This is a genomic window from Cellvibrio sp. UBA7671, assembly GCA_002483145.1.
In the GTDB taxonomy this organism is placed as follows: Bacteria; Pseudomonadota; Gammaproteobacteria; order Pseudomonadales; family Cellvibrionaceae; genus Cellvibrio; species Cellvibrio fibrivorans.
Genome location: DLHJ01000019.1, coordinates 295,747 through 316,624, shown reverse-complemented (window position 1 = coordinate 316,624; position 20,878 = coordinate 295,747). Strand labels below are relative to the sequence as shown.

The 20,878-nt window shown below is 47.6% G+C and carries 17 protein-coding genes; 6 read left to right on the top strand and 11 right to left on the bottom strand.

The genetic code is table 11. The features are described from left to right. Positions 1–25: 25 nt before the first annotated feature. The 7 genes from B4E62_RS20370 to minC form a co-directional block, all read right to left on the bottom strand. Positions 26–1,690 carry a di-heme-cytochrome C peroxidase gene (locus B4E62_RS20370; protein ID WP_331353351.1) on the bottom strand — a complete coding sequence of 555 codons (1,665 nt, stop codon included), beginning with the start codon at positions 1,688–1,690 and terminating at the stop codon, positions 26–28. A gap of 224 nt (positions 1,691–1,914) precedes the next feature. Then, positions 1,915–3,456, bottom strand: a complete 1,542-nt coding sequence (locus B4E62_RS20365; protein WP_331353350.1) for a helicase HerA-like domain-containing protein — start codon at positions 3,454–3,456, stop codon at positions 1,915–1,917. Positions 3,457–3,524: 68 nt separating this feature from the next. Further along, positions 3,525–4,142: a YceI family protein gene (locus B4E62_RS20360; protein WP_331353349.1), complete on the bottom strand. Its 618-nt coding sequence runs from the start codon at positions 4,140–4,142 to the stop codon at positions 3,525–3,527. 37 nt (positions 4,143–4,179) lie between these two features. Then, a complete protein-coding gene (locus B4E62_RS20355) occupies positions 4,180–4,830 on the bottom strand; it encodes a 3'-5' exonuclease (protein ID WP_331353348.1) in 651 nt (216 codons plus the stop codon). A 107-nt stretch (positions 4,831–4,937) separates the two neighbouring features. Beyond that, the gene (minE, locus tag B4E62_RS20350; RefSeq protein WP_310074877.1) at positions 4,938–5,195 is read right to left on the bottom strand and encodes a cell division topological specificity factor MinE; all 258 of its coding nucleotides are present in this window, start codon (positions 5,193–5,195) and stop codon (positions 4,938–4,940) included. Between the two features lie 3 nt (positions 5,196–5,198). Beyond that, a complete protein-coding gene (gene minD / locus B4E62_RS20345) occupies positions 5,199–6,008 on the bottom strand; it encodes a septum site-determining protein MinD (RefSeq protein ID WP_310074879.1) in 810 nt (269 codons plus the stop codon). Between the two features lie 93 nt (positions 6,009–6,101). Then, entirely contained in the window at positions 6,102–6,863 is a 762-nt protein-coding gene (gene minC / locus B4E62_RS20340) for a septum site-determining protein MinC (RefSeq protein ID WP_331353347.1), read from the bottom strand. Between the two features lie 210 nt (positions 6,864–7,073). Between minC and B4E62_RS20335 the strand changes: the two genes are divergently transcribed. Both B4E62_RS20335 and B4E62_RS20330 read left to right on the top strand, forming a co-directional pair. Next, positions 7,074–8,714 (top strand): DUF3300 domain-containing protein, encoded by a 1,641-nt coding sequence (locus B4E62_RS20335; RefSeq protein WP_331353346.1) that lies wholly within the window; start codon positions 7,074–7,076, stop codon positions 8,712–8,714. A 293-nt stretch (positions 8,715–9,007) separates the two neighbouring features. Further along, positions 9,008–9,454 (top strand): hypothetical protein, encoded by a 447-nt coding sequence (locus tag B4E62_RS20330; protein WP_310074886.1) that lies wholly within the window; start codon positions 9,008–9,010, stop codon positions 9,452–9,454. An 84-nt stretch (positions 9,455–9,538) separates the two neighbouring features. Here B4E62_RS20330 and B4E62_RS20325 read toward each other — a convergent pair whose 3' ends face one another. Both B4E62_RS20325 and B4E62_RS20320 read right to left on the bottom strand, forming a co-directional pair. Beyond that, positions 9,539–12,487, bottom strand: coding sequence for a TonB-dependent receptor (locus B4E62_RS20325; RefSeq protein ID WP_331353345.1), 2,949 nt, complete (start codon positions 12,485–12,487; stop codon positions 9,539–9,541). Positions 12,488–12,642: 155 nt separating this feature from the next. Continuing rightward, positions 12,643–13,740, bottom strand: a complete 1,098-nt coding sequence (locus B4E62_RS20320; protein ID WP_310074890.1) for a site-2 protease family protein — start codon at positions 13,738–13,740, stop codon at positions 12,643–12,645. A 164-nt stretch (positions 13,741–13,904) separates the two neighbouring features. Between B4E62_RS20320 and B4E62_RS20315 the strand changes: the two genes are divergently transcribed. From B4E62_RS20315 to B4E62_RS20305, 3 genes are all read left to right on the top strand, one after another. Continuing rightward, positions 13,905–14,735, top strand: coding sequence for a CvfB family protein (locus B4E62_RS20315; protein ID WP_310074892.1), 831 nt, complete (start codon positions 13,905–13,907; stop codon positions 14,733–14,735). A gap of 31 nt (positions 14,736–14,766) precedes the next feature. Next, a complete protein-coding gene (locus tag B4E62_RS20310) occupies positions 14,767–15,756 on the top strand; it encodes a Gfo/Idh/MocA family oxidoreductase (protein ID WP_331353344.1) in 990 nt (329 codons plus the stop codon). Positions 15,757–16,097: 341 nt separating this feature from the next. Next, on the top strand, positions 16,098–19,136 hold the full coding sequence (locus B4E62_RS20305; RefSeq protein ID WP_310074896.1) for a TonB-dependent receptor domain-containing protein: 3,039 nt from the start codon (positions 16,098–16,100) through the stop codon (positions 19,134–19,136). A 65-nt stretch (positions 19,137–19,201) separates the two neighbouring features. On the opposite strand, the gene B4E62_RS20300 is transcribed toward B4E62_RS20305, so the two are convergent. Both B4E62_RS20300 and B4E62_RS20295 read right to left on the bottom strand, forming a co-directional pair. Further along, positions 19,202–19,765 (bottom strand): DUF1415 domain-containing protein, encoded by a 564-nt coding sequence (locus B4E62_RS20300; protein ID WP_331353343.1) that lies wholly within the window; start codon positions 19,763–19,765, stop codon positions 19,202–19,204. A gap of 4 nt (positions 19,766–19,769) precedes the next feature. After that, positions 19,770–20,252 carry a DUF1456 family protein gene (locus B4E62_RS20295; RefSeq protein WP_331353342.1) on the bottom strand — a complete coding sequence of 161 codons (483 nt, stop codon included), beginning with the start codon at positions 20,250–20,252 and terminating at the stop codon, positions 19,770–19,772. Between the two features lie 73 nt (positions 20,253–20,325). Here B4E62_RS20295 and B4E62_RS20290 point away from each other — a divergent pair, with 73 nt between their 5' ends. Then, positions 20,326–20,871, top strand: a complete 546-nt coding sequence (locus tag B4E62_RS20290; RefSeq protein WP_331353341.1) for a sugar O-acetyltransferase — start codon at positions 20,326–20,328, stop codon at positions 20,869–20,871. The last annotated feature ends 7 nt before the right edge of the window (positions 20,872–20,878 follow it).

The following is a 20,878-nucleotide window of genomic DNA, read 5'->3' as shown; positions in this document are numbered from 1 at the left end:
TTACATTTGTGTAAATTTTGCAGAATTATAAATTTTTTACATACTCTACCAAGGCCCACCGCTCCTCATCATTGAGTTGGGTGCCATATTCATGCCCCGCATTAGAATTACCGAGCAGGCGGGTATCGAAAAAACTGGTGTTAGGCGCCGCGCTATAAACATGTCCCACTTTTACCAAATCCAATTCAATGTTACCGACATAAAATGTTGCTGGCCTCTGTTCCGCCGGCAGTAACAAATCATAAATGCTGGGAACTGAACCATTATGCAAATAAGGTGCAGACGCCCAGATACCGTTGATGGGGCGAGCCTTATAACTGTTAAACACCGTTTGCTCGGGCGGTGCATCATTGGAACGATATTCTTTAAACAATGCCTTTGTGGTTTGCCATGGTTGGTTAAAGAGTGCGCCAGTTGCTACATGGGTGACCAAGTCCAGCGGCGAGGTTTCCGCAGGGAGTTTGTCGCCAAATAACACCATGACTTTATCGCCCTCCAACAAGCCGCTTTTCACTTTGTGCTGGATAAAATTTTCTGCCATTAACGGATCAGTACCCACTTCTTTATAGTGGGTTAGTACTGCCTGCAACTTACGTTTTCTATTAGTTGGATCAACAATGCTGTGGCATTTCAAGCAATGCTGATCATAGAGTTTTTTACCAACAGCAACTTTTTCTGCATCAAGAGCTCCGGCAATTTCTACCGGCCATTGCGGTGCGACGAGCTGATAAAAATCTCGCTGTATATCACCGAGATTACTGATGCGAATTGATGATTGATAAGTGAGTTTATCTTTGGATACGGAGACAATACCGTAAACCGCGAGTGCCGTAATCGCATTTTGAAATAGTGGCCCCGGTTCTTTATTGGGCGCCGATGCATTCCACTGTACGATGTTTAAATGCGATGCATCCCACAATACCGGATAGCTGGTAGGCGCATTGGGTGCGCGAATATTTTCGGGCATATTGAGTGCTTCAACGGCAATCGCATTAAAAATTTGCCCAAATGCGTCCAGCCGCCCGTGCCCGTAGGGGACCTCGGTTGCATTAACAGCGTAGTGTTTTTCCAATTCTGCAATGCGAGTTTGCAATTGGGTTTTCAGCAGTTGTGGTGTCAGTGTTGCGCTTGGTTCACTGGCAATGACTTGTTGGGAAAAACGAGAAAACTTTTCATTGTCAGTGAGCGTTGCTTTTAGTGCGGCTAGTGTTGCCTGCTCAAATTGTGTGTAATCAACCAACGCTTGACCGCCATCAATGCGAATACGTTTGCCGTGAATCCTGACTTGCCCGGTATGGCAAAATGCGCACGTCATACCTAGAGCATCACCATTTTTTTTATCGCTATCGCGTACCAGTCCAACTGGTAATCCATCTGGATTGTATTGGTCTGCAATTGTAGAAATAAAACCCATTGCAGACAGATAATCATTATCGCGAAATGAGCGGGAATTATCAGGCTGCTCCAGCGCGAGAAACCAGGCGTAGGGAATAAATCGGGAACCAAAAGAAGTGAAGGATAGCGTTTGGCGGGTATGATGATCCCAGCCCTGATCTAAATAAATCGTATCATCCTCAACGGGTTTTGTAGCCTGGCTGGCAGCACCATAAAGAAGAAGGCTCAAGAAAAAGCAGTTTAACATCGGCATTAACATGGAGGATTGCCCTCCTATGCTTGTCATTTTTTTCATGCTGCATCCTCAACATTTTATGACTGCACCTGACCATCCATTGAAAAGTGCAGTCTTATTTGACATGACGAATGCTGAATTTTCCTTGCTGTTTTACGTTTTGCTACCCCACATTAACGGTTAAATGACCCAAGTAGATCCTGTTTTATTTCGCCAGAATGTTTTACTTGGCCGGAATATTTACTTCACTATAGCCGATGAATCCGACAATAACATTACGCGGCCTAACGCCGTCCGCCTAACAGCGACCCGAGGATGCCGCGCACGATTTGTCGACCAAGGCTACTGCCTATCGCACGTGCTGCACTTTTGGCAAAGGCATCTACCGCCGTTGCACGCTGTGCACTTGTGCGCTCAGCTTGCTGCTGTGCACGCGCCTGCTCTTTCTGTTGTTGCACCTGTTCCTTTTGCTGCTGTTTAAAAATGCGCTCCTGCTCAACGCGCAACTGCTCCTGGATTATTTGTTGCTGCTCGGTTTGTGCTTGCTGGGCAACACGCCCTTTTAAAATTTCATACGCAGACTCACGGTCAATTATTTGGTTATAAATCGCCTTGTAAGGTGAGCGCCCCATTACCTCGGTGCGCTCCTCATCGGCCAAGGGGCCAATACGCGATGCAGGCGGCGCAACCATCACACGCTCAACCGGTGTGGGTGAACCCTTCTCATCCAATACCGATACCAATGCTTCCCCTATACCCAACTCAGTGATCACCGCTTCGGTTGAAAATGCTGGATTGGGGCGAAAAGTTTGCGCCGCAATTTTTACTGCTTGCTGGTCTTTGGGTGTGTAAGCGCGCAGCGCGTGTTGCACGCGGTTGCCCAATTGGCCGAGCACTGTATCGGGAATATCGGCAGGGCTTTGGGAGATAAAATAAATACCCACGCCTTTAGAGCGAATCAAGCGCACGACTTGTTCAATTTTATCGACCAATAATTTAGGCGCATCGTTAAACAGCAAATGCGCCTCATCAAAGAAAAATACCAATTTGGGTTTATCGGCATCGCCCTGCTCAGGTAAATTTTCAAATAATTCAGAAATTAACCAGAGTAAAAATATCGCGTAGAGTTTGGGCTGGTTGACAAGGGTGGTGGCATCGAGAATATTGATGACGCCAGTACCTTCAAGAGTGATTTGCATCAGGTGATTTAGATCCAGCGCCGGTTCACCAAAAAATTGATCTGCACCTTCTTGCTCCAACATCATTAACCGACGTTGGATGGCGGCGATGCTGGCCTCGCTGATACCACCGTATTCATCCTCCAATGTTTTACGTTCGTCCTTCATCCAATTGAGCATGGCTTGCAGGTCTTTTAAATCCAGCATCAACATGCCCTGGTCATCGGCAATTTTAAACGCGGCGTAGAGCACACCGGTTTGGGTTTCGTTGAGATCGAAAAAATTCGCCAATAACAGCGGGCCAAAATCTGAAATAGTGGCGCGTACCGGATGGCCTTTTTTTGCGTACAAATCCCAAAATACGCAGGGGAATAAGCGTTGCTGGTAATCGGTAATATTCATCAGCTGCACACGCTCATCCACTTTGGAGTGTGGCTTGCCGGCTTTGGCGAGGCCGGACAAATCGCCTTTAATATCGGCCATAAATACCGGCACACCGGCTTTGGCAAAACCTTCGGCGAGCACTTGCAAGCTCACAGTTTTACCCGTACCCGTTGCACCAGCGATCAACCCGTGGCGATTCGCCATACGCAAGTTCAACTGTGCTGATTGAGCGCCGTTGCCGCCAATAAGAAAGTGAGTGGTCATAACAACTCCTGAAAAATAATCGTTTTTATTACTGTTGAACTATTTTTTGTCGAACCAATGTTGTTAAGCTAATTTTTTTGAAACTCAGCAAAGACTTCAATTGCCACTGCATCACCAATCGCGGGAATTAAATAATCCACACCAAACGTCGAGCGGTTCAAAGTGCTGGCAGCAGAGAAACCTAAAGTATAGAAGCCGGTAAGCATATTGTTAGCGCCGCCATTAAAGGTAACAGTTAAATCAATTGGGGCCGTCACTCCGTGTAGGGTTAAATCACCGGAAAATATCGCAGAATGTTGGTCAAGCACTTTGACATTGGTAGTTTGGAAAAACGCTTGCGGATATTTTTCAGTATCGAGCCAACTGCTACCGCGCAAGGTCTCTTCCAAATCGGGATTATTCGCATCGATACTGGCAACATCGATTATCGCCGACAATTTAGCAGCGGCAATATTAGCAGGATCAAACTCCAGCGTTGCATCGACTTTATTAAAACGGCCCACAAACGTAGACAAGCCCATGTGGTTGATTTTAAATAAAACAGCGACGTGGGTTTGATCGAGCTGGTAAGAACCTTTTTCCAGTTGCACTATGCCGGTTTTTACATTGGGCTTGATGAGCGTGCCACAGCTGACCAGAAGCAGTAGGATAAAAATGGCAACGGTTTTAATAAAATTGTGTTGCATTGCAGATCGACTCCTTAGTATTCATAACCAGTCTTGATTAGATAACTGGAGATTTAACCTTGTGTTTTGCATAAAACTGACGCAATTGGTGCTTGGGCGTTTTAGTCAGTGTATGCATAAAGCCAAATGTGAGTTCATCAAACTCATGCTGCTCGCGTAACTCGGCCAATAAACTCAACCATAAATGCGCTGTGACTTCGGCATCTGCCAAGGCGCGGTGGTAAACGCCATCGCTGGGCAAATTTTTATACTGCGCCAGAGTTGCCAATTGATGGTTGGGGGCATTTTGAAAGATGCGGCGTGCGGCTAATAAACTGCAGGCAATACCTGACGAACACTGCTTTTTAATACGACGAAATTCCGCGCGCAGAAAGCGCTCATCAAAACTGGCGTTGTGTGCAACCAGATTGCGGCCGGCGATAAAATCGTAAAAATCGCTCATTACTTCAGTGTTACTACGCGATTCGTTAATCATCGCATTGGTAATGCCGGTGAGATTCTCAATAAATAGTGGAATGCGTACACCGGGATTCATCAACTGCTGAAAGCGGCCGGTAATTTTTCCGTTTTCAATCAGCACGGCGCCAATTTCAATTGACCGATCGCCCATATCAGGTGAGAGACCGGTAGTTTCAAAATCGAATACTACCAATTGGTCAGCAGGCAAGGAATGAAAATCAATATTCATAAATCAAAGCCAGATGGATAACAAAAAATGTAGTGCAATAAAAAAGGGATGCACCAGAGTCGGCGCATCCCTTTTTTCCTGCTGCGTGGGTCATGCAGCATAACGCTTTAATCCGGCAAGGTAATATTCAATTCCAACACCGAACAGTTATCGGAATTGTCGAGATTAACTGTGACCTGATCGGATTCGATATGGATATATTTACGGATCACCGCAATAATTTCTTGCTGCATCTGTGGCAGAAAATCCGGTTGGCTTAAATTGCGTTTGGTGCGCTCGTGCGCAACGATAATTTGCAAACGCTCCTTGGCGACCGAGGCCGACGAGGGCGCACGTTTTTTGATGAGGAAATCCAGAATACTCACGGCTTATACCCCCAGCAAACGCTTCAGGAAACTTTTCTTTTCCGCTTCAAGGAAGCGGTGTGGTATTTCTTTACCGAGCAGGCGATCAACGGCATCGTTGTAGGCTTGTCCAGCTGGTGTCGTTTCATCCAGAATCACTGGTGTACCCTGGTTAGACGCTTTTAATACCGCTTCTGATTCCGGGATTACACCGAGCAATGGGATTGCCAGAATCTCTTCCACATCATTCACGCTGAGCATTTCACCCGCTTCAACACGCACCGGGTTGTAGCGAGTCAACAACAAATGTTCTTTGATCGGTTCCAGATTTTGTTCTGCTCGGCGCGATTTACTTTGCAGAATACCGAGGATTCGATCCGAGTCGCGCACCGAAGACACTTCCGGGTTGGTCACAACAATCGCGATGTCGGCAAAATACAATGCCATCAATGCGCCCTGCTCAATACCGGCAGGAGAATCGCACACAATAAATTCAAAATCTTTGGCGAGTTCGTTAATGACTGTTTCAACGCCTTCGCGGGTCAATGCATCTTTGTCGCGGGTTTGCGATGCGGGTAATACGTAAAGACCTTCAGTGCGCTTGTCTTTGATCATCGCTTGATTCAGGGTCGCTTCACCTTTAATCACGTTGACAAAATCGTACACTACACGACGTTCGCAGCCCATGATCAAATCCAAATTACGCAGGCCGACGTCAAAATCGATAACCACAGTTTTATGGCCGCGCATCGCCAAACCGGTGCTAATTGCTGCGCTGGATGTGGTTTTGCCCACACCGCCTTTACCTGATGTAACAACGATAATCTTGGCCAAGGGAAGGCTCCTGTAAAATATTCAATGTCTAAAAAAATAACATCCAAAAAAATAAACAATAAATGGATGCAGAAATTTATTTACTCACCAGGCTTAATTACTGACAAGGGCTTCGACAACAACCTTTTCGCCCTTAAGAGAAATTTGCACCGGCTTTTTTAACAGTTCTTTGGGCAGTGAATCCTGCAGTACAAAATTACCGGCGACCGACACTAATTCGGCTTCAATTTGCTGGCAAAAAATACGCGCGGTTTCATCGCCTTTTACGCCGGCCAACGCGCGACCACGTAAAGTGCCGTAAATATGGATATGGCCATCGGCCAGTACTTCAGCCCCTTCACTCACTTGCGCCAGCACAATCAAATCTGCACCTTCAGCGTAAATTTGCTGGCCGGAGCGCACCGGGCGGGTGACGACTTTACTCTGCCGCTGAACCAGTCGCTCTTCGATCACGGTTTCGACCACCGTCTCCACCACGCGTTCGATCACTGCCTCAACTGCCTGGGGTGCCGCTTCCTGTTTTGGCAGTTTAAGCGCGCGTTCGCTGGGGGTCGGCAGCACTGCCAGACCGGTCTTATTAACTGCCGCTAACAATACCTCAGGTACGCCGCTAAAACCTAGTGGTTGTAAATCCAGTTCGCGGCAAATTGCCAGCAAATCCCCGAGTTTTTTCAAGGATTCGGGGTTTTCCAAACGGTCGAGATTGATCAATACTGGGGAGTTATTGAAAAACTGTGGCGCCTGGACGACCTTTTCTTTTAACTCCGCCAACAAACTCTTGGGCTCATAGCGGACAATCGCCAGCACCACTACGGTAATAGCACTGCCTTTTAACTGAAAATTCACATCGATCATGCGCTACTCTCTATTACCCGGCGTATCTGCGCCATGTGTGTTTAGGATGGATATCGCAAAAGTGCGCCATTATCGGGGCGCCACCTGATTAGTCAAGCAAGAGTCTGCACCTAGTTCAGCTCGCGTTAAGCGCCAGGCTCCTATAAATGAACCATTGGCACCACTCCGCCCTCTGAGAGGGTAATAACCGGTATCCGAGCGAGAACCATCATGACTAGCCAGCTTCTGCAACGCCCAGGAAAACTTGCGTTAACGATCAGCCTGCTGCTGCCATTACTGGTGGGTTGCACCACCACCCAGGCAGTGGACAAGACGAGCTATAGCACCATAGCGGCACAGGCCAGCTTTAGTGAGGCGCAGCTGGACTCACTGCTGGCCCCCATCGCCCTCTATCCGGATACCGTGCTCTCACACGTTCTTATCGCCTCGACTTACCCGCTAGAAGTGGTCGAAGCTGACCGCTGGGCGCGCAACAACAGTCGCTTGAAAGGCGATGATGCTGTCAATGCTGTCGATAACCAGGATTGGGACCCGAGTGTTAAAGCGCTGGTCGCGTTCCCCGACATTTTGCAGCGTATGAGCGACGACCTGGATTGGACCCAACAGCTGGGCGATGCCTTCCTTGCCGATGAAGAGCGGGTGATGGACAGCATCCAGAAACTTCGCAACCGCGCTTATGCCTCAGGCAATCTCGATAAAGTCGAGCATGTACGTGTAGTGCGCGAAGATAAAGTCATTGTGATTGAGCCTTCGGTCGAGCGCGTTGTCTACGTGCCCGCTTACGATACCCGCGTGGTCTATGGCAACTGGTGGTGGGCGGATTATCCACCGGTATATTGGCATTACCCTAGCAGCTATGTGTTTGTATCCGGCTTTTACTGGGGACCCCGCGTTCATATAGGCCCGCGCTTTTATTTCAGCGGCTGCCACTGGCGCGATCGCCGCGTTGTTGTAGTTGACCATCACCACCATCACGGCCACCGTTTTTACGATAGCCGCAGCGTGGTTCGTCACAGCAATGCCAGACATTGGCACCACAATCCGGCGCACAGACGCGGTGTTGCCTATCACGATAACCACACCCGCGAGCGCTTCCACAGCCCACGCGAAAGCTATCGCGACACCCAACAGTATCGCGCCAGCCTGCGCGACAACAATGGCAATCGCGGCGGTTACCTTGGCGAGAATCGCGGCAATGGCCGCATCGCACCCAATGCTGCGCGCGACCAACGTCAGGGGCGCGATGATCAGGCGGTACAACGCTTAGAGCGCCGTCAAGCTGGCCAAATCACGACTAACAGGGCCAACGTGAACAGCGATAGAGCCGTGCAAAGCCCCCAACCGCGCGCAGAACAATTGCGCGAGCGGATGAACAACCGCAACGGGCGCGATCTGGGCAATGTCCAAAGTCGCGAACAGGGCAATCGTACCGAGCGCCAAAGTGGTGATGTTCGTCAGATAGAGCGCAGACAGCAGACTGAACAGGGCGAAAACCGCAACAGGGAAAATCGTCTTAACAATGAGCGCAGCAACCGCGTCGAGCGCACCGATGTGCAACGCGCCCAATCGACAGAGCGCGTGCAACGGACAGACCCACGTATCCAGCAAGCACAGCAGCATAACCGAGTTGAACGCCCGACCATTCAACGTATCGAACGCGCGCAATCGGTCGAACGTGCCCAACCGGTTGAACGCCCACAAGTTCAACAAGTCGAGCGCCGTGAAGCCCCGCGGGTTGAACGAGTGGAGCGGATGGAGCGCAGTGAGCGCCCGCAACGTATCGAGCGCACAGGAGGGGGCGATTCAGATCGTGGTGGCCGCACTGAAATGCGCGGTGGTCGCGAACGCTAGCATTATGAGTAACCCTAATAGCCCCAAACCGACACTTGGCTTGGGGCTATAACTTTTTGATAACTCCTAAACCAACTTCCCGCCTGTCCATTACGCGTGCAAACTTTTATACTACTGCAACATTCATCCGCCACACTCCATTAACAACCCCGCGTATTACATAGAGCCCAATTTTGTTTATGCAGAAAATCGCACCCCTAACCCGCGTTATAGCCGCAGTAATATTGGTCAGCAGCCTTTTCGCTTGTAGCAGTAATAAAATTGTTAAGCAGGCAGATGCCTGGCCCAGCGACATGCCATCCCGCGCCTATTTCCTCAAAATCTATGAGGCAGATGAGGCCAATAAAAAAATCCAGACCAAAGAGGAATACCTCACCTGGATTGTGCGCTTTTACAGTGGCTGGGAATTGTATCGCCGCGGCTGGATCAAAATGACAAACGAATTGGTGGCCCAGGTAGAAGACCCAAGCCAGGTAAAAGAAATTCGCTACAAAATAAATCGCATCGGCCGACTGGTATCTGGCGAGTGGGCGAAAAAAGCGGATACGCGCACGATTTATTTGCGCCATGTTTCCATCTGGGGCAATGCATTACTCGAATCTCTGGATCGCAATGAAGCCCTGCCGCTCATCAACCGCGTTAATCAGGATGTCGATGATTTACTCGCGCACAGAATCAAGGCCGATGTCATTACTGCCGAGCGCTACTTCCCTGCTGACGAAGATGATCCGTTTTTATAGCAAGTATGTTTAATCAAGAATGACGACCGTTAAAAAATAATCCCCGGCCAAAAACCGGGGATTATTTTTATCCGTCACAAATATTTACCACGCCCAATTCACACCCAACTTCAAGGTTGTTGGCGGCCCGTTAAAGGTGCCGTTAGGCTGCGCAAAATTGGCTGGCAAATTCTCGCCAGCTCCACCAAACCAATCCTGATAACCTCCGTGATTCACCGCATTGGTGACATTTAAAATATCCAGGCGCAAAGTGATATAACTATCCTGAGCGATCATACCCGTCGCAAACTGTTTGCTAATAGCAACATCCAATTGTTTGTAACCGAGAAAGCCATCGCCATCCGGTTGAAAAGTATTGTATCGGCAAGCATTCCAACCCGCGCGGCAATCCGTACCCTGATAGGTTTTTACACTTTCCAGATTTAATTTTGCCGACAAATCAAAACCATTCGGCAAATCAAAGAGTGCGGCAATCACCAAACGATGCTCAGGTACCGAGAGCGAATCGTGCCAACCGTAATCGTCGATATCCGGATAATCCAGCGCAAAAACCTCACCCGCTTTGCGTCTGTCCTGCGCATCGGTGTAGGTGTAGGCAACCGTCATCCCCCAATAATCATCGACTTTGGGTTTATCCAATTTGATGTAGAGTGAATCGGCTTTGGATTCCAAGGCATTCATGCCGATCAAGCCATTGCTGTACCCAGGAATGCCAAATCCCCATGGCTGCCCCCAGGTGCTGTTGCCATCAAAAAAACTACCGCCAGGTCGACGATTCATCAGCATCCATACAAAACCATCTTCGCTTTTGATATGCGACAAACTGAATTCAGCATCCCAATCTCCCAAAGTGCCGCGCACACCTAAACTGAATTGATCCGAATAAGGTGTTTTTAAATCGTTATTCACCAAAAACACTTCGCGCCCTGCACCTGAATTTGCATAGAGCAATTCATCCAGCCCTTGCGCCGTTAAATATTTCGGATCCCATGCCACACAATTGCTGGCAGCAGGGTCGCAATTATTTTGCGGATCTTCTGAATCAAAATTCACGCGATAGGTTGGGAAGGTGGCTTTGGTGGCTTCTAGCTGCAAGTTATCAAATAAATTGCGATCAAACGCGCGGCCAGCACCGCCAAATAGAACCAGATTATTATCGGTGCCTATGTCATAACTAAAACCCAAACGCGGTTGCCAAGCGTCTTTAAAAGTATCGCGGTTATTGCCAGTGCTGATGTAATCATCGACATTGATATTGGAATTGTCGAGATTGCTCCAGCCACGCAGTGCAGTCACTACAGCATCAGGCGTTTTGTAATCCAGATACGCATCGGACTCTTCATAATCCCAGCGCAAGCCTGCATTAATCGTCAAACGTTCGGTCGCACTCCAGTCATCCTGAAAATACAAGCCGAGTTGTTTGTTATCCGCCACTGCAGCACCATTGCCAATACCGGCCAAAGGTGCGCCCCACTCCACCATATAAGGCTGCGTCCATGAATAATCGATGTTGTAACTGTATTGCGGATTAAACGGCTGCTGCTCCACCGAGGTTAATTCAACTTCCTTATATTTAATGCCGGTTTTTAATTGATGGTTTGCCAAGGCAATGTAAGTGAAATCTTCTTGCAGTGCCCAACCGGATTGGCTTTTTTCCTGATAGTCACGCCCTGCACCCGTGCTCAATACCAGTTGTTTACCCGCATTCAATAAAATAGTCCCGTTACCCAGAGTATGCGGGCGCGGATTAAAGGTGTAATCCTCGTAAGTGATGCGTGCATCATTGAGCCAATTATCGGTACGCCAGTTGTGGCTGAGCACAACGCGGGTTTCTTCATTATTTTTATCTGTGCCAAATTCGAGTGGCCGCTGCCCACCTATACCGGTTAATTCTGTCTCATCTCGATACTTGGCAGTCAGCTCGATTTTTTGCGCATCATTGATCACATAACTCAATTTACCGAAATACAGATCCTCCTCAAAACTCGCGCTAACGCCGCCCAGCTTGGCTTGCACATTAGCGGGCAACTTATTAACATCGTAACCGGCACCCACAACGACATCGCGTGGATCGCTATTACTTTTACCTTCATAGGCAAAAAAGAAATGCAGCTTGTCCTGAATAATTGGCCCACCGACATTAACGCCATACTGTATTTGTTGGCTGGGTATTTTTTTATTGTCCTTTAACTCATTTGGATTTTTTTCACGCATACCTTCATCAGAGTAATCGTAAAAAAATCCACCGTGAAATTCATTTGTACCAGAGGCTGTGACTGCGACAATCGCTGCGCTACTGAGTTGGTCGTACTCCGCGGAATAGTTCTGCGTGATGACTTTGTATTCTGCAATCGCGGATTGTGGGAAAGGGTTACCGCGACTGGCGTCCTGCCCGGTTACGCCACCGCGCAAAACATAATTTTTTTGCCCGACACCATCGATAAAAATATTGATTGCATTCGGACTCTGGGCACCGCCCTGGATACTGGTGCTGCCATCCTGCCCCTCGTTAAATTGCACGCCGGGCGCCAAATCCGCAAACGCCAAAAAATTGCGCGTGGTTTGCGGTAGGGATTCAATCTGCTCCAGCGAAATATTGGTACCGATTTCACCACCCAAGTTGTAATTCACCTGAGTGCCTAGCACTAGCATTTCCTCTACCGGTTGTTCAGGGTTCGCCTTGCCAAGCTCAATATTCAGATTGACTTTCTGTCCCACACGCAAATTAATTTGTTGCTGCTCTTGAAGATTTTTTCCTGCAATTGCCAAGCGGTAATCGCCTGGCGGCAACCCGGTAAATAAATATCCCCCATTGGCTTGGGTGACGACCTTATAGCTGTGGCCATTAGCGATATTGACCGCGGTAACCTCTATGCCCGCTGTAGGTTTGTCACTCACTTCAATAATACCGGACAAACTGGCGCTGCCAATTTGCGCATACAACACACCACTGAATGATGTCAGTGCGATAGCACTCATAACAGAGGCGAGAATTTTTTTAGCGACGGGATTTTTCCAAAGATGTGCGTGCATAAGCGTTTCCTTTTCTTAATTATTGAATTAGCCGGCATTTCAATATTTAACTAACCGGCAAGGCCATTAGCCTCATTCAAGTTTAGATCAGAAAACAAAAAAGGCTCACCGTACGGCGAGCCTTTTGCACCAAATAAAAAATGTCATTTAGATGATTAAGATGCCAACACCTTGAGCGCAATTTCCGAACCGGGCAAACCGTCCTGTGCGATCAACATAATCATGCCTAAAAACATCGCGACGACTACCAAATACCAAAGCACTGAAAACCAAATGCCGTAGGTTTTGAGCGGGGTAATATCTTCTGCCAAACCAACGCGCCAACCCGCCACAATATCAATCACACCCAATACAATAAAAAAGGTGATGAAATAAAATCCAAGTTTCCATGCCAAGACAAAACACGCCGCCGAGATCGCAAGCAACGCAACCAAAGCTAAATAATTGCGTCCGGAAAATACCAGTGATTTCACCACGCGCCCGCCATCGAGCGGATAGACAGGAATTAAATTAAATAAATTTAACAGCGCACTGGTGGATGCAACCAAACCGGCAAAATGGCTATCGGTAACAAGATACACAATATAAAACGCCACCGTCATTATCAAACCATACACCGGTCCCATCATGGAAATGTACACATCCTGCCAGCGGGTCTTGGGCATATCGCCCACCGCAATGCCACCCACAAACGGAATTAAATACATACCTTTGGTGGGCAGGCCAAATTTTTTCATTGCACGCAAATGCCCATATTCATGGAACACCAACACCGCAATTAATGCGAACGCAAATTCCAACGTAAACATCACGCTATATACAGCAACGGATGCAGCCAGGAGCGCAACCTTAACAACCTGCACTGCTTTCAATAATTTAAAGGCAACCAAGCCAATCGATAACCAGGAATTGGGTTTTGTTGGTTTATTCATCGGCATCGCCAGTTGTTCGGATTGCACTTGGGCTTCGCTAAAAGACTCTTGCTGCGCAACCGATACTCGTGCAGCAGCCTCAATCACCCGCTCACCATTTACCCACAATTCATAATTGACATCGGCCGCGCGCATATTGAGCACATAGATCAATTTCACTTCACCCAGGTCATCCAATACAAAACTATGCTCACTGGTAATACCAAAATTGCGCTTCTGCGATACCACCACAGTATCCACTGCAACCTGCTCCTCCCCGCTCGCCGGGGTTGCATCGACACTAAACACACGATTGGCATAATCAAACGAAAATAACTGCATAAATAACGACTCTAAACTGATACAAAAAATCAAAAACCAACAGGACTATAAACAAAACCAAGGGGCCGCGGGAGTTTTACTGGCCTTAACCCACCCTTGCTAATAAACTGTGCACTATTGATGCAACCGTCTTATCTGCACCTAACCGCGAGAATGAGTTCAGTATGTTACAAATTGGCCGACAAAACCGCTTAACCATCGTCAAACACACCGATTTCGGCATTTTTCTCGATGGTGGCAAGTTTGGCAACATATTATTACCCAAGCGCTATGTTACCGAGGATATGAAAATCGGTGGGATTTTGGATGTGTTTATCTATCTGGATTCCGATGACTGCATTATCGCCACTACCCTCACACCCAAAGCCATGGTCGGAGAGTGCGCCTTTCTCGAAGTAAAAGAAGTCAACAACGTCGGCGCGTTTCTGGATTGGGGTCTACCAAAAGATTTGCTGGTGCCCTACGGCGAACAACACAAACCCATGGAAGCTGGCCGCTCTTACGTAGTGTGTATTTATCAGGATGAATACACCGGCCGCATTACCGCCTCATCGCGCCTGAGCCGTCACTTGGAAGAACGCGCGAGCGGGCTGAGTGTAAAACAAGCGGTGGATTTAATTATTTGTGGCCGCAGCGATATGGGTTACAAAGCCGTCATCAACCACACCCATTTGGGTTTGATCTTCCGCGACGAAGCTTTCCGCACACTGCTCTACGGTGAAAAAGTCAAAGGCTATATCAAAAGTATCCGACCCGACCGCAAAATCGATTTAAGCCTGCAAGCGCAAGCGCGCGACAGCAAAGAAGATCTGGCTGAAAAAATTCTCGCCGATTTGCAGCGCCAGGGCGGCACTTCTTATCTGACCGACAAAAGCGAACCTGAATTAATTTACAAAGTGTTTAATGTCAGCAAAGGCAATTACAAAAATGCCCTCAGCTTGCTTTATAAGCAGCGTAAAATTTTGATTGAAAAAGATAAAATTACATTAGTGTAAAAATGAAAGTGAAATAGAGATGGAGAAGAAGATGGGGGCTGAAAAAATCATTCGCTGGGGCATTATTGGTGTTGGTGATGTCTGTGAACTAAAAAGCGGCCCCGGGTTTTATAAAGCACCCAATTCACAACTCGCGGCGGTAATGCGCCGCAACGGTGAAAAAGCCAAAGATTTTGCGGCCCGCCACAATGTAGATTCATGGCACGACAATGCCGAAGCACTGCTCACCGATCCCAACATCACCGCCGTTTATATCGCCACACCACCAGCACAGCACAAAGACTACGCAATTGCCGCATTAAATGCCGGCAAGCATGTGTACATCGAAAAACCTGTCACCCTTAATGCCACCGAATGCGATGCGATTATCGCGGCAGAGAAAACCAGCGGCAAAAAAGTCAGCGTTGCGCATTATCGCCGCTATGTGCCCTGCTTTATGAAAGTCGGCGAGTTGATTCGCTCTGGTGCAATCGGTCAGCCACTAATGGTGCAGCTGGATATGCTGCAACCCGCAAAATCAAAAATTATTACTGAAACAGATGATAACTGGCGAGTGAATCCCGCCCTGTCTGGCGGCGGTTTATTTCACGATTTATCACCACATCAATTAGATTTAATGATTTATTGGTTTGGATCAGTAGTGCAAGCAAGTGGTTTTGGCTACAACCAACGCCGATTTAATGCAGCTGATGACTGCGTGCATGGGTGGGCAAAATTTGACAGTGGCGTAGTTTTGCAAGGCCGCTGGCATTACGCCGTGGCTCAGGCGCAAACTCGCGATCTGTGCGAAATTATCGGCACAACAGGTAAACTAACCATTAATTTTTTTGGTCAACAAGTTATTCATCTAACCAACAGCGATGGCGAGCAGGAAATTATCGTCCCCAACCCACAACATATCCAGCAACCGATGATTGAACAGGTCAATAATTATTTTCGCGATGAGCGGGATAATCCCTGCAGTGTGAGTGAAGCAAAAGCGGTGATGGAATTAATTGATTGTTTTAGCAGGCCTATCTAAACAAAAAATAATTTATAAAAAACAATCCCCCTCCCTGGCGTTTTTACTCCTCTATTTTAAATGAAATTTTAAGCGACAAACTGGTTTGTCGCTTAATGATTCACACTGGCACCTCTGTTCGCAATGATAAAATTGCGCGCAATAATTAATCCTTGCTTGTGCGCAACATCACACAATCTCCAATCTTTTCTACGGCAGGCTTCTTGCTAGTCACTCACTGAAGAAACCACTATACCAATGGAAACCCGCTTCAAAAAAATTAGTAAGCGCATCGCGCAAATCAATTTGCCTGGTGCACTTCCTGAGCCCATTCAGCCAGACAGAATGCTTAAGGAGATATGATGTTTACTAAAACTGTTTTGCATCAAGCGATTCAATTACTAGCAAATTCTTTCACCAAGTATGTGTTACCTATTAGCAGCGTAATGCTGCTAGCCAGTACTCCTACCCTCGGCCAAACATCAGCTGAACCTGCTGCCGATGAAGTTGAAGAACTTGTGGTGGTCGGCTCGCGTATACGCCAAACAAATCTCAAAACTATTTCCCCAATTAAAATGATGACGCGGGAAGACGCCGCTGCAGCCGGATTAAATTCCACAATGGATCTGCTGCAATCAAATGTACTTACAGGAGGAACATCGCAAATTAATAACGCTTACGGCGGCTATGTGACCGATGGCGGCCCGGGTGCCAATACAATTTCTTTGCGTGGTTTAGGTGCAAGTAGAACTCTGGTGCTCATTAATGGGCGTCGTGTTGCACCATCAGGCACGCAAGGCGCAGTAGGCACTGCAGATTTGAATGTATTACCAACCGCAATGATTGAACGCGTAGAAGTGTTACGCGATGGCGCTTCCTCGATTTATGGATCTGATGCTGTCAGTGGAGTCATTAACGTCATAACACGTGAGCAAGTTGAGGGATTCGCCATTGAAGGTGACTTCAACTACCCCACCGAAGACAATGGCGAACAAATTCGCTTATCAATAACTGGCGGCATGAATGAAGAGAGACTTTCCCTCTCTGGTTCTTTCGATTATTACGAGCGAAAACCTCTCACCTTGGCAGACAGGGATTGGACTCGTTGCAACGAAGATCTTTTTCGCGACCCTGTAACAGGCGCTTCCGATGATTATATTGACCCACGCACCGGCAAATCCAAATGTTACCCAGCCACTGCCTCTGGCTCGAATGGGGTGACGGTCAATACCATTGGCACACAGGCAGTAACGGCAGCCAACTGGAGCACACTTGGCCTTAACGGCCCGGTTGTCGGAGGCCCGGGATCTTCAGGAACAACCTTTACGCGTTTTCGTCCAAACCCGGCAGTAACAACCGGGTTGATTGGTTATGAGGGCGTTGGCGGCGGCAGCAACAGTATTAACGTACGTGATACTTTTGAGCCGCGTATGCTCAATGAAGATTTAATTTCGCCCGCAAAAAACTACACGGGCTTCCTGCAGAGCAAGTATGAACTGGAGTCACTTGGCAACGCCGAAATCTATGCTGAACTATTGGCATCACGACGCGAGTCAAACCAAACGGGCTATCGCCAACTCTCGCTGGATTATCGTCGCGGTAGTCCACTAATCCCCGCGGAGCTTGCATACGGCAACTTTGGTGCAGATCAGGGAACCAGTGGAGGTGAACGCGTTGGTGTGCGCGCGTTCATCGGCTTTGGCAATGACAGCAGCGAGCAGAATGTCGATTTTTACAAACCCACTGTTGGCCTGCGCGGAGACCTCGAGTTTTTGCCCGACTGGCGCTATGACCTCTACACCAGCTACGCAAAATCCGACGCAACCTACGAACGCAATTCATTTCTTATTGATAAATTAACCTATGCCAGTGATGCCGTAACGGCAACCAGCGCAGTAGATTCAAGCCTGGTGCGCGACGGTCTCACTTGCGAAATCAATCTCACTGATCCCAATGAAAAATGCATTCTTCTTCCACGCTTAACGGCAGCTGTTGTCGGAGGAAATTTGCCACAGGATTTTAAAGATTATATTTTCCAAAACACCCAAGGCTCCACTGAATACGAGGAATCTATTTATAGTGCCATTATTGATGGCCCTCTTTTCAATGTTCCTGCAGGGACAGCGCAAGGAGTATTTGGTATTGAACATCGCCGCATGGAGCTCAAAGACCAGCCCGATGAAAATAGCATCGCGGGCAATCTCTATAATCTGAGCATTGCGACTCCTACGTCCGGTGAGGATGACGTCAGCGAATACTATACCGAGATTCAAATCCCGATCTTAGCCGATGCAAGATTTGTTAAAGAGCTTACTATTAATGGCTCAGTTCGCTACACGGATTATGATTCTTACGGTTCAGATGACACCTACAAAATGGGCTTTATTTATTCACCTACGGATTGGGTATCGGTCAGAGGATCACGCGGAACATCCTTCCGTGCGCCGGCACTATTCGAGCAATTTCAAGGGCCGACTAGCGGTTTTCGTCCGGCATCTATTGACCCCTGTAATGACTATGGTAGTGATGGGGTAAATCCAAACCGAGTCATTAACTGCACACAGGAATTACCGGGGCAGCCAGAATTTCAGGCAACTCAAGGTGTTGAAGTATTTAGTCTGGGCGGTGCGGACGCCGGATTATTTGCGGAAACATCAGAGAACACCAGTTACGGAATTATTTTCGATCCGGCAATTTCCGACACCACAGGCTTGAGTATCACTATTGATTATTTTGATATTCAAATTGATAACGGCGTACAAAAAGCAGGAGAAGATGAAATTCTTGATCGCTGTTACGATTCTGCCGAGTTTGCTGAAGATCGAGGTCTATGCAGATTAGTCACACGTGACCCTGTTACCAAACAACTTACCGTGAACGATGCCTACACCAATCTGGCTACAGAAGTGGTGCGAGGGCTTGATATCAGCACCGACTTTTCACAAGACATCGGACCCGGCAGCCTGTTAGTCAATCTGAGCGTGACGCGCTACTACGAGCAATCATCAAGACTTTTCGCAGACGAACCAATAGAAGATGTGAACGGAAGCCTGGAAAGTCCCGAATTCGGTGGCTCAGGGGAAATAGGTTATGCGCTTGATAACTGGAAATTTCTCTATGGTGTGGAGTGGATTAGCAGCATGGACGGTTACAAAGAAGCTGACGAATTACCAGAAGAAAGTTTTTCTGATTACACAGTGCCAAGCTATCTGGAACATCGCATCTCCGCACGCTTTCAAGCAGACTCTTGGAAAACAACCTTTGGGGTCCGCAACCTAACCAATGAAATACCTCCACAAATTTCAGCAGGCTACTTTAATCGCGTAGGTACAGCACCACTCTACAGCGGCTATGATTATATCGGCAGAGAGGTTTTTATTAATTTTCAAGTGCAGTATTAAAGCGTAATCAACGTAGTGAGCAAGGGATTGCTCATTGCGCTGATAGAAATATTCACAGAATTCAGCTAGCGCCCAAAAAGATACGGAAACAACTTCTGTTTTTCTTCTGCGCTTAGACTTTCCACCCGCGTCTTATTCACTTCTGGTATTTCTTCCACATCTGCAAAATACTCCAGCGCTTTTTCCAAGCTGGCTTCACGAATAATATGCAAGATTGGATAAGGCGCGCGATTGGTAAGATTTTCGGTATCATCCGGCTCGGCGTGAGCAAAACAATACTGAGGATGAAAGGTGGCGAGTTGATAAACGCCAACCCAACGATTGCGCTTGAGTAATTGATTCGTCCAATTTAAAAATTGGTTGTAATCAAAAAAATCTTGTAAATGATGAGGAACAATAACCAACGTCGTTTCTATTTCACTTGCTGGTTTTTGGTCGAGTAATTCCATTTCTTGCTGTAAATCCTGCAAGAGCATCTCATCGTCAGTGGCGTTGCTGACAAAAAAGCGCACGCGATTTTCGCGGGTCGGCTTGCCGGAAAAGGGGCAGAGATTTAACCCTATCACCACCTCATTTAACCAGCGGGCGACATCACCTATAAACTTCGTGTCAGCAGCAGGCGCGCTCATCTGATTAAACTCCGGCTTTTTTCTGCTGCAGAAGTTTTCCAATACCCTCAATAAAATCCAGCACCAATTCATCATCGCAGGCTTTGTAATGTTCATGCCCGGCTTTGCGGAACAATGCCGCGAGATCCGATTTGGTTAGCTCAATAGTTACCAGCTTGAGTGCATCGCGCAGATCCTGCTCATGCAATACAAATGCAATGCGCAATTTTTTCAGCACATCGTTATTGGAAATTTTAGCGTGTCTCTCAATAACTTCCGCAACAGCATCGGCTTTTTTACCGCGCTCCTGATCAATCAAATTATTCAGGAAAATAATCAGAATGTATTCCGGCATAGCTTCAAAGCCGGATTGGTAGTCGGTCTTCAGTAGATTCGCAACGTCTTTATCACTCAGGTCTATATCCGATGGCGCAAACAATGCCTGGATTTGTGCGGTATCCAAAGGTAAAGATTGGGTAAGTTTGCGAAAAATATCATTGGTTCTCATGGGCTTGCTCTATGATTGCAACTGGGTTTTACGGCATTCTACCCCAAAATATCCTCCGCACGAGAGCTAATCCATGAATCCCTTTATTGAAGTAAACCCGTTTGAACCCGAATTGGCCACCGGACGCAAACGCGCCAAATTGCTCTGCCAACAGCTCAATGCACTGCGTGCCGACCAAACCAAAGCGCGCAAACCGATTTACCAACAACTATTCGGCCAAGTATCCAGCGCTTATATAGAACCCCATTTTTTTTGCGATTACGGTAGTAATATTTTTCTGGGCGAAAAATTTTATGCCAACCACAACTGCGTCATTCTGGATTGCGCCGAGGTGCGCATTGGCGACAGAGTTATGTTTGGCCCCAATGTACAAATCTACGCCACCACCCATCCGCTTGACCCGGTTGAACGTGCAACCGGCAAAGAGTTTTGTGCAGCAGTGTCCATTGGCGATGACTGTTGGATTGGCGGTGGGGCGATTATTTTAGCGGGCGTGACAATTGGGAAAGGCTCAGTGATTGGCGCAGGGAGTGTAGTGACTAAAGATATTCCGGAAGGGGTTGTTGCGGCAGGGAATCCCTGCAAAGGGATAAAAATCATCACACAAAAACAATCCTGACAAACAC

Excerpts from the sequence above, each read along its gene's own strand:
- B4E62_RS20330 (WP_310074886.1), top strand. The coding sequence starts at position 9,008 with ATGCCATCCCGCGCCTATTTCCTCAAAATCTATGAGGCAGATGAGGCC.
- B4E62_RS20360 (WP_331353349.1), bottom strand. The coding sequence starts at position 4,142 with ATGCAACACAATTTTATTAAAACCGTTGCCATTTTTATCCTACTGCTT.
- B4E62_RS20335 (WP_331353346.1), top strand. The coding sequence starts at position 7,074 with ATGACTAGCCAGCTTCTGCAACGCCCAGGAAAACTTGCGTTAACGATC.
- B4E62_RS20355 (WP_331353348.1), bottom strand. The coding sequence starts at position 4,830 with ATGAATATTGATTTTCATTCCTTGCCTGCTGACCAATTGGTAGTATTC.
- minC (WP_331353347.1), bottom strand. The coding sequence starts at position 6,863 with ATGATCGATGTGAATTTTCAGTTAAAAGGCAGTGCTATTACCGTAGTG.
- B4E62_RS20320 (WP_310074890.1), bottom strand. The coding sequence starts at position 13,740 with ATGCAGTTATTTTCGTTTGATTATGCCAATCGTGTGTTTAGTGTCGAT.
- B4E62_RS20310 (WP_331353344.1), top strand. The coding sequence starts at position 14,767 with ATGGGGGCTGAAAAAATCATTCGCTGGGGCATTATTGGTGTTGGTGAT.
- B4E62_RS20315 (WP_310074892.1), top strand. The coding sequence starts at position 13,905 with ATGTTACAAATTGGCCGACAAAACCGCTTAACCATCGTCAAACACACC.
- B4E62_RS20325 (WP_331353345.1), bottom strand. The coding sequence starts at position 12,487 with ATGCACGCACATCTTTGGAAAAATCCCGTCGCTAAAAAAATTCTCGCC.
- B4E62_RS20300 (WP_331353343.1), bottom strand. The coding sequence starts at position 19,765 with ATGAGCGCGCCTGCTGCTGACACGAAGTTTATAGGTGATGTCGCCCGC.
- B4E62_RS20305 (WP_310074896.1), top strand. The coding sequence starts at position 16,098 with ATGTTTACTAAAACTGTTTTGCATCAAGCGATTCAATTACTAGCAAAT.
- B4E62_RS20365 (WP_331353350.1), bottom strand. The coding sequence starts at position 3,456 with ATGACCACTCACTTTCTTATTGGCGGCAACGGCGCTCAATCAGCACAG.
- B4E62_RS20295 (WP_331353342.1), bottom strand. The coding sequence starts at position 20,252 with ATGAGAACCAATGATATTTTTCGCAAACTTACCCAATCTTTACCTTTG.
- B4E62_RS20370 (WP_331353351.1), bottom strand. The coding sequence starts at position 1,690 with ATGAAAAAAATGACAAGCATAGGAGGGCAATCCTCCATGTTAATGCCG.
- B4E62_RS20290 (WP_331353341.1), top strand. The coding sequence starts at position 20,326 with ATGAATCCCTTTATTGAAGTAAACCCGTTTGAACCCGAATTGGCCACC.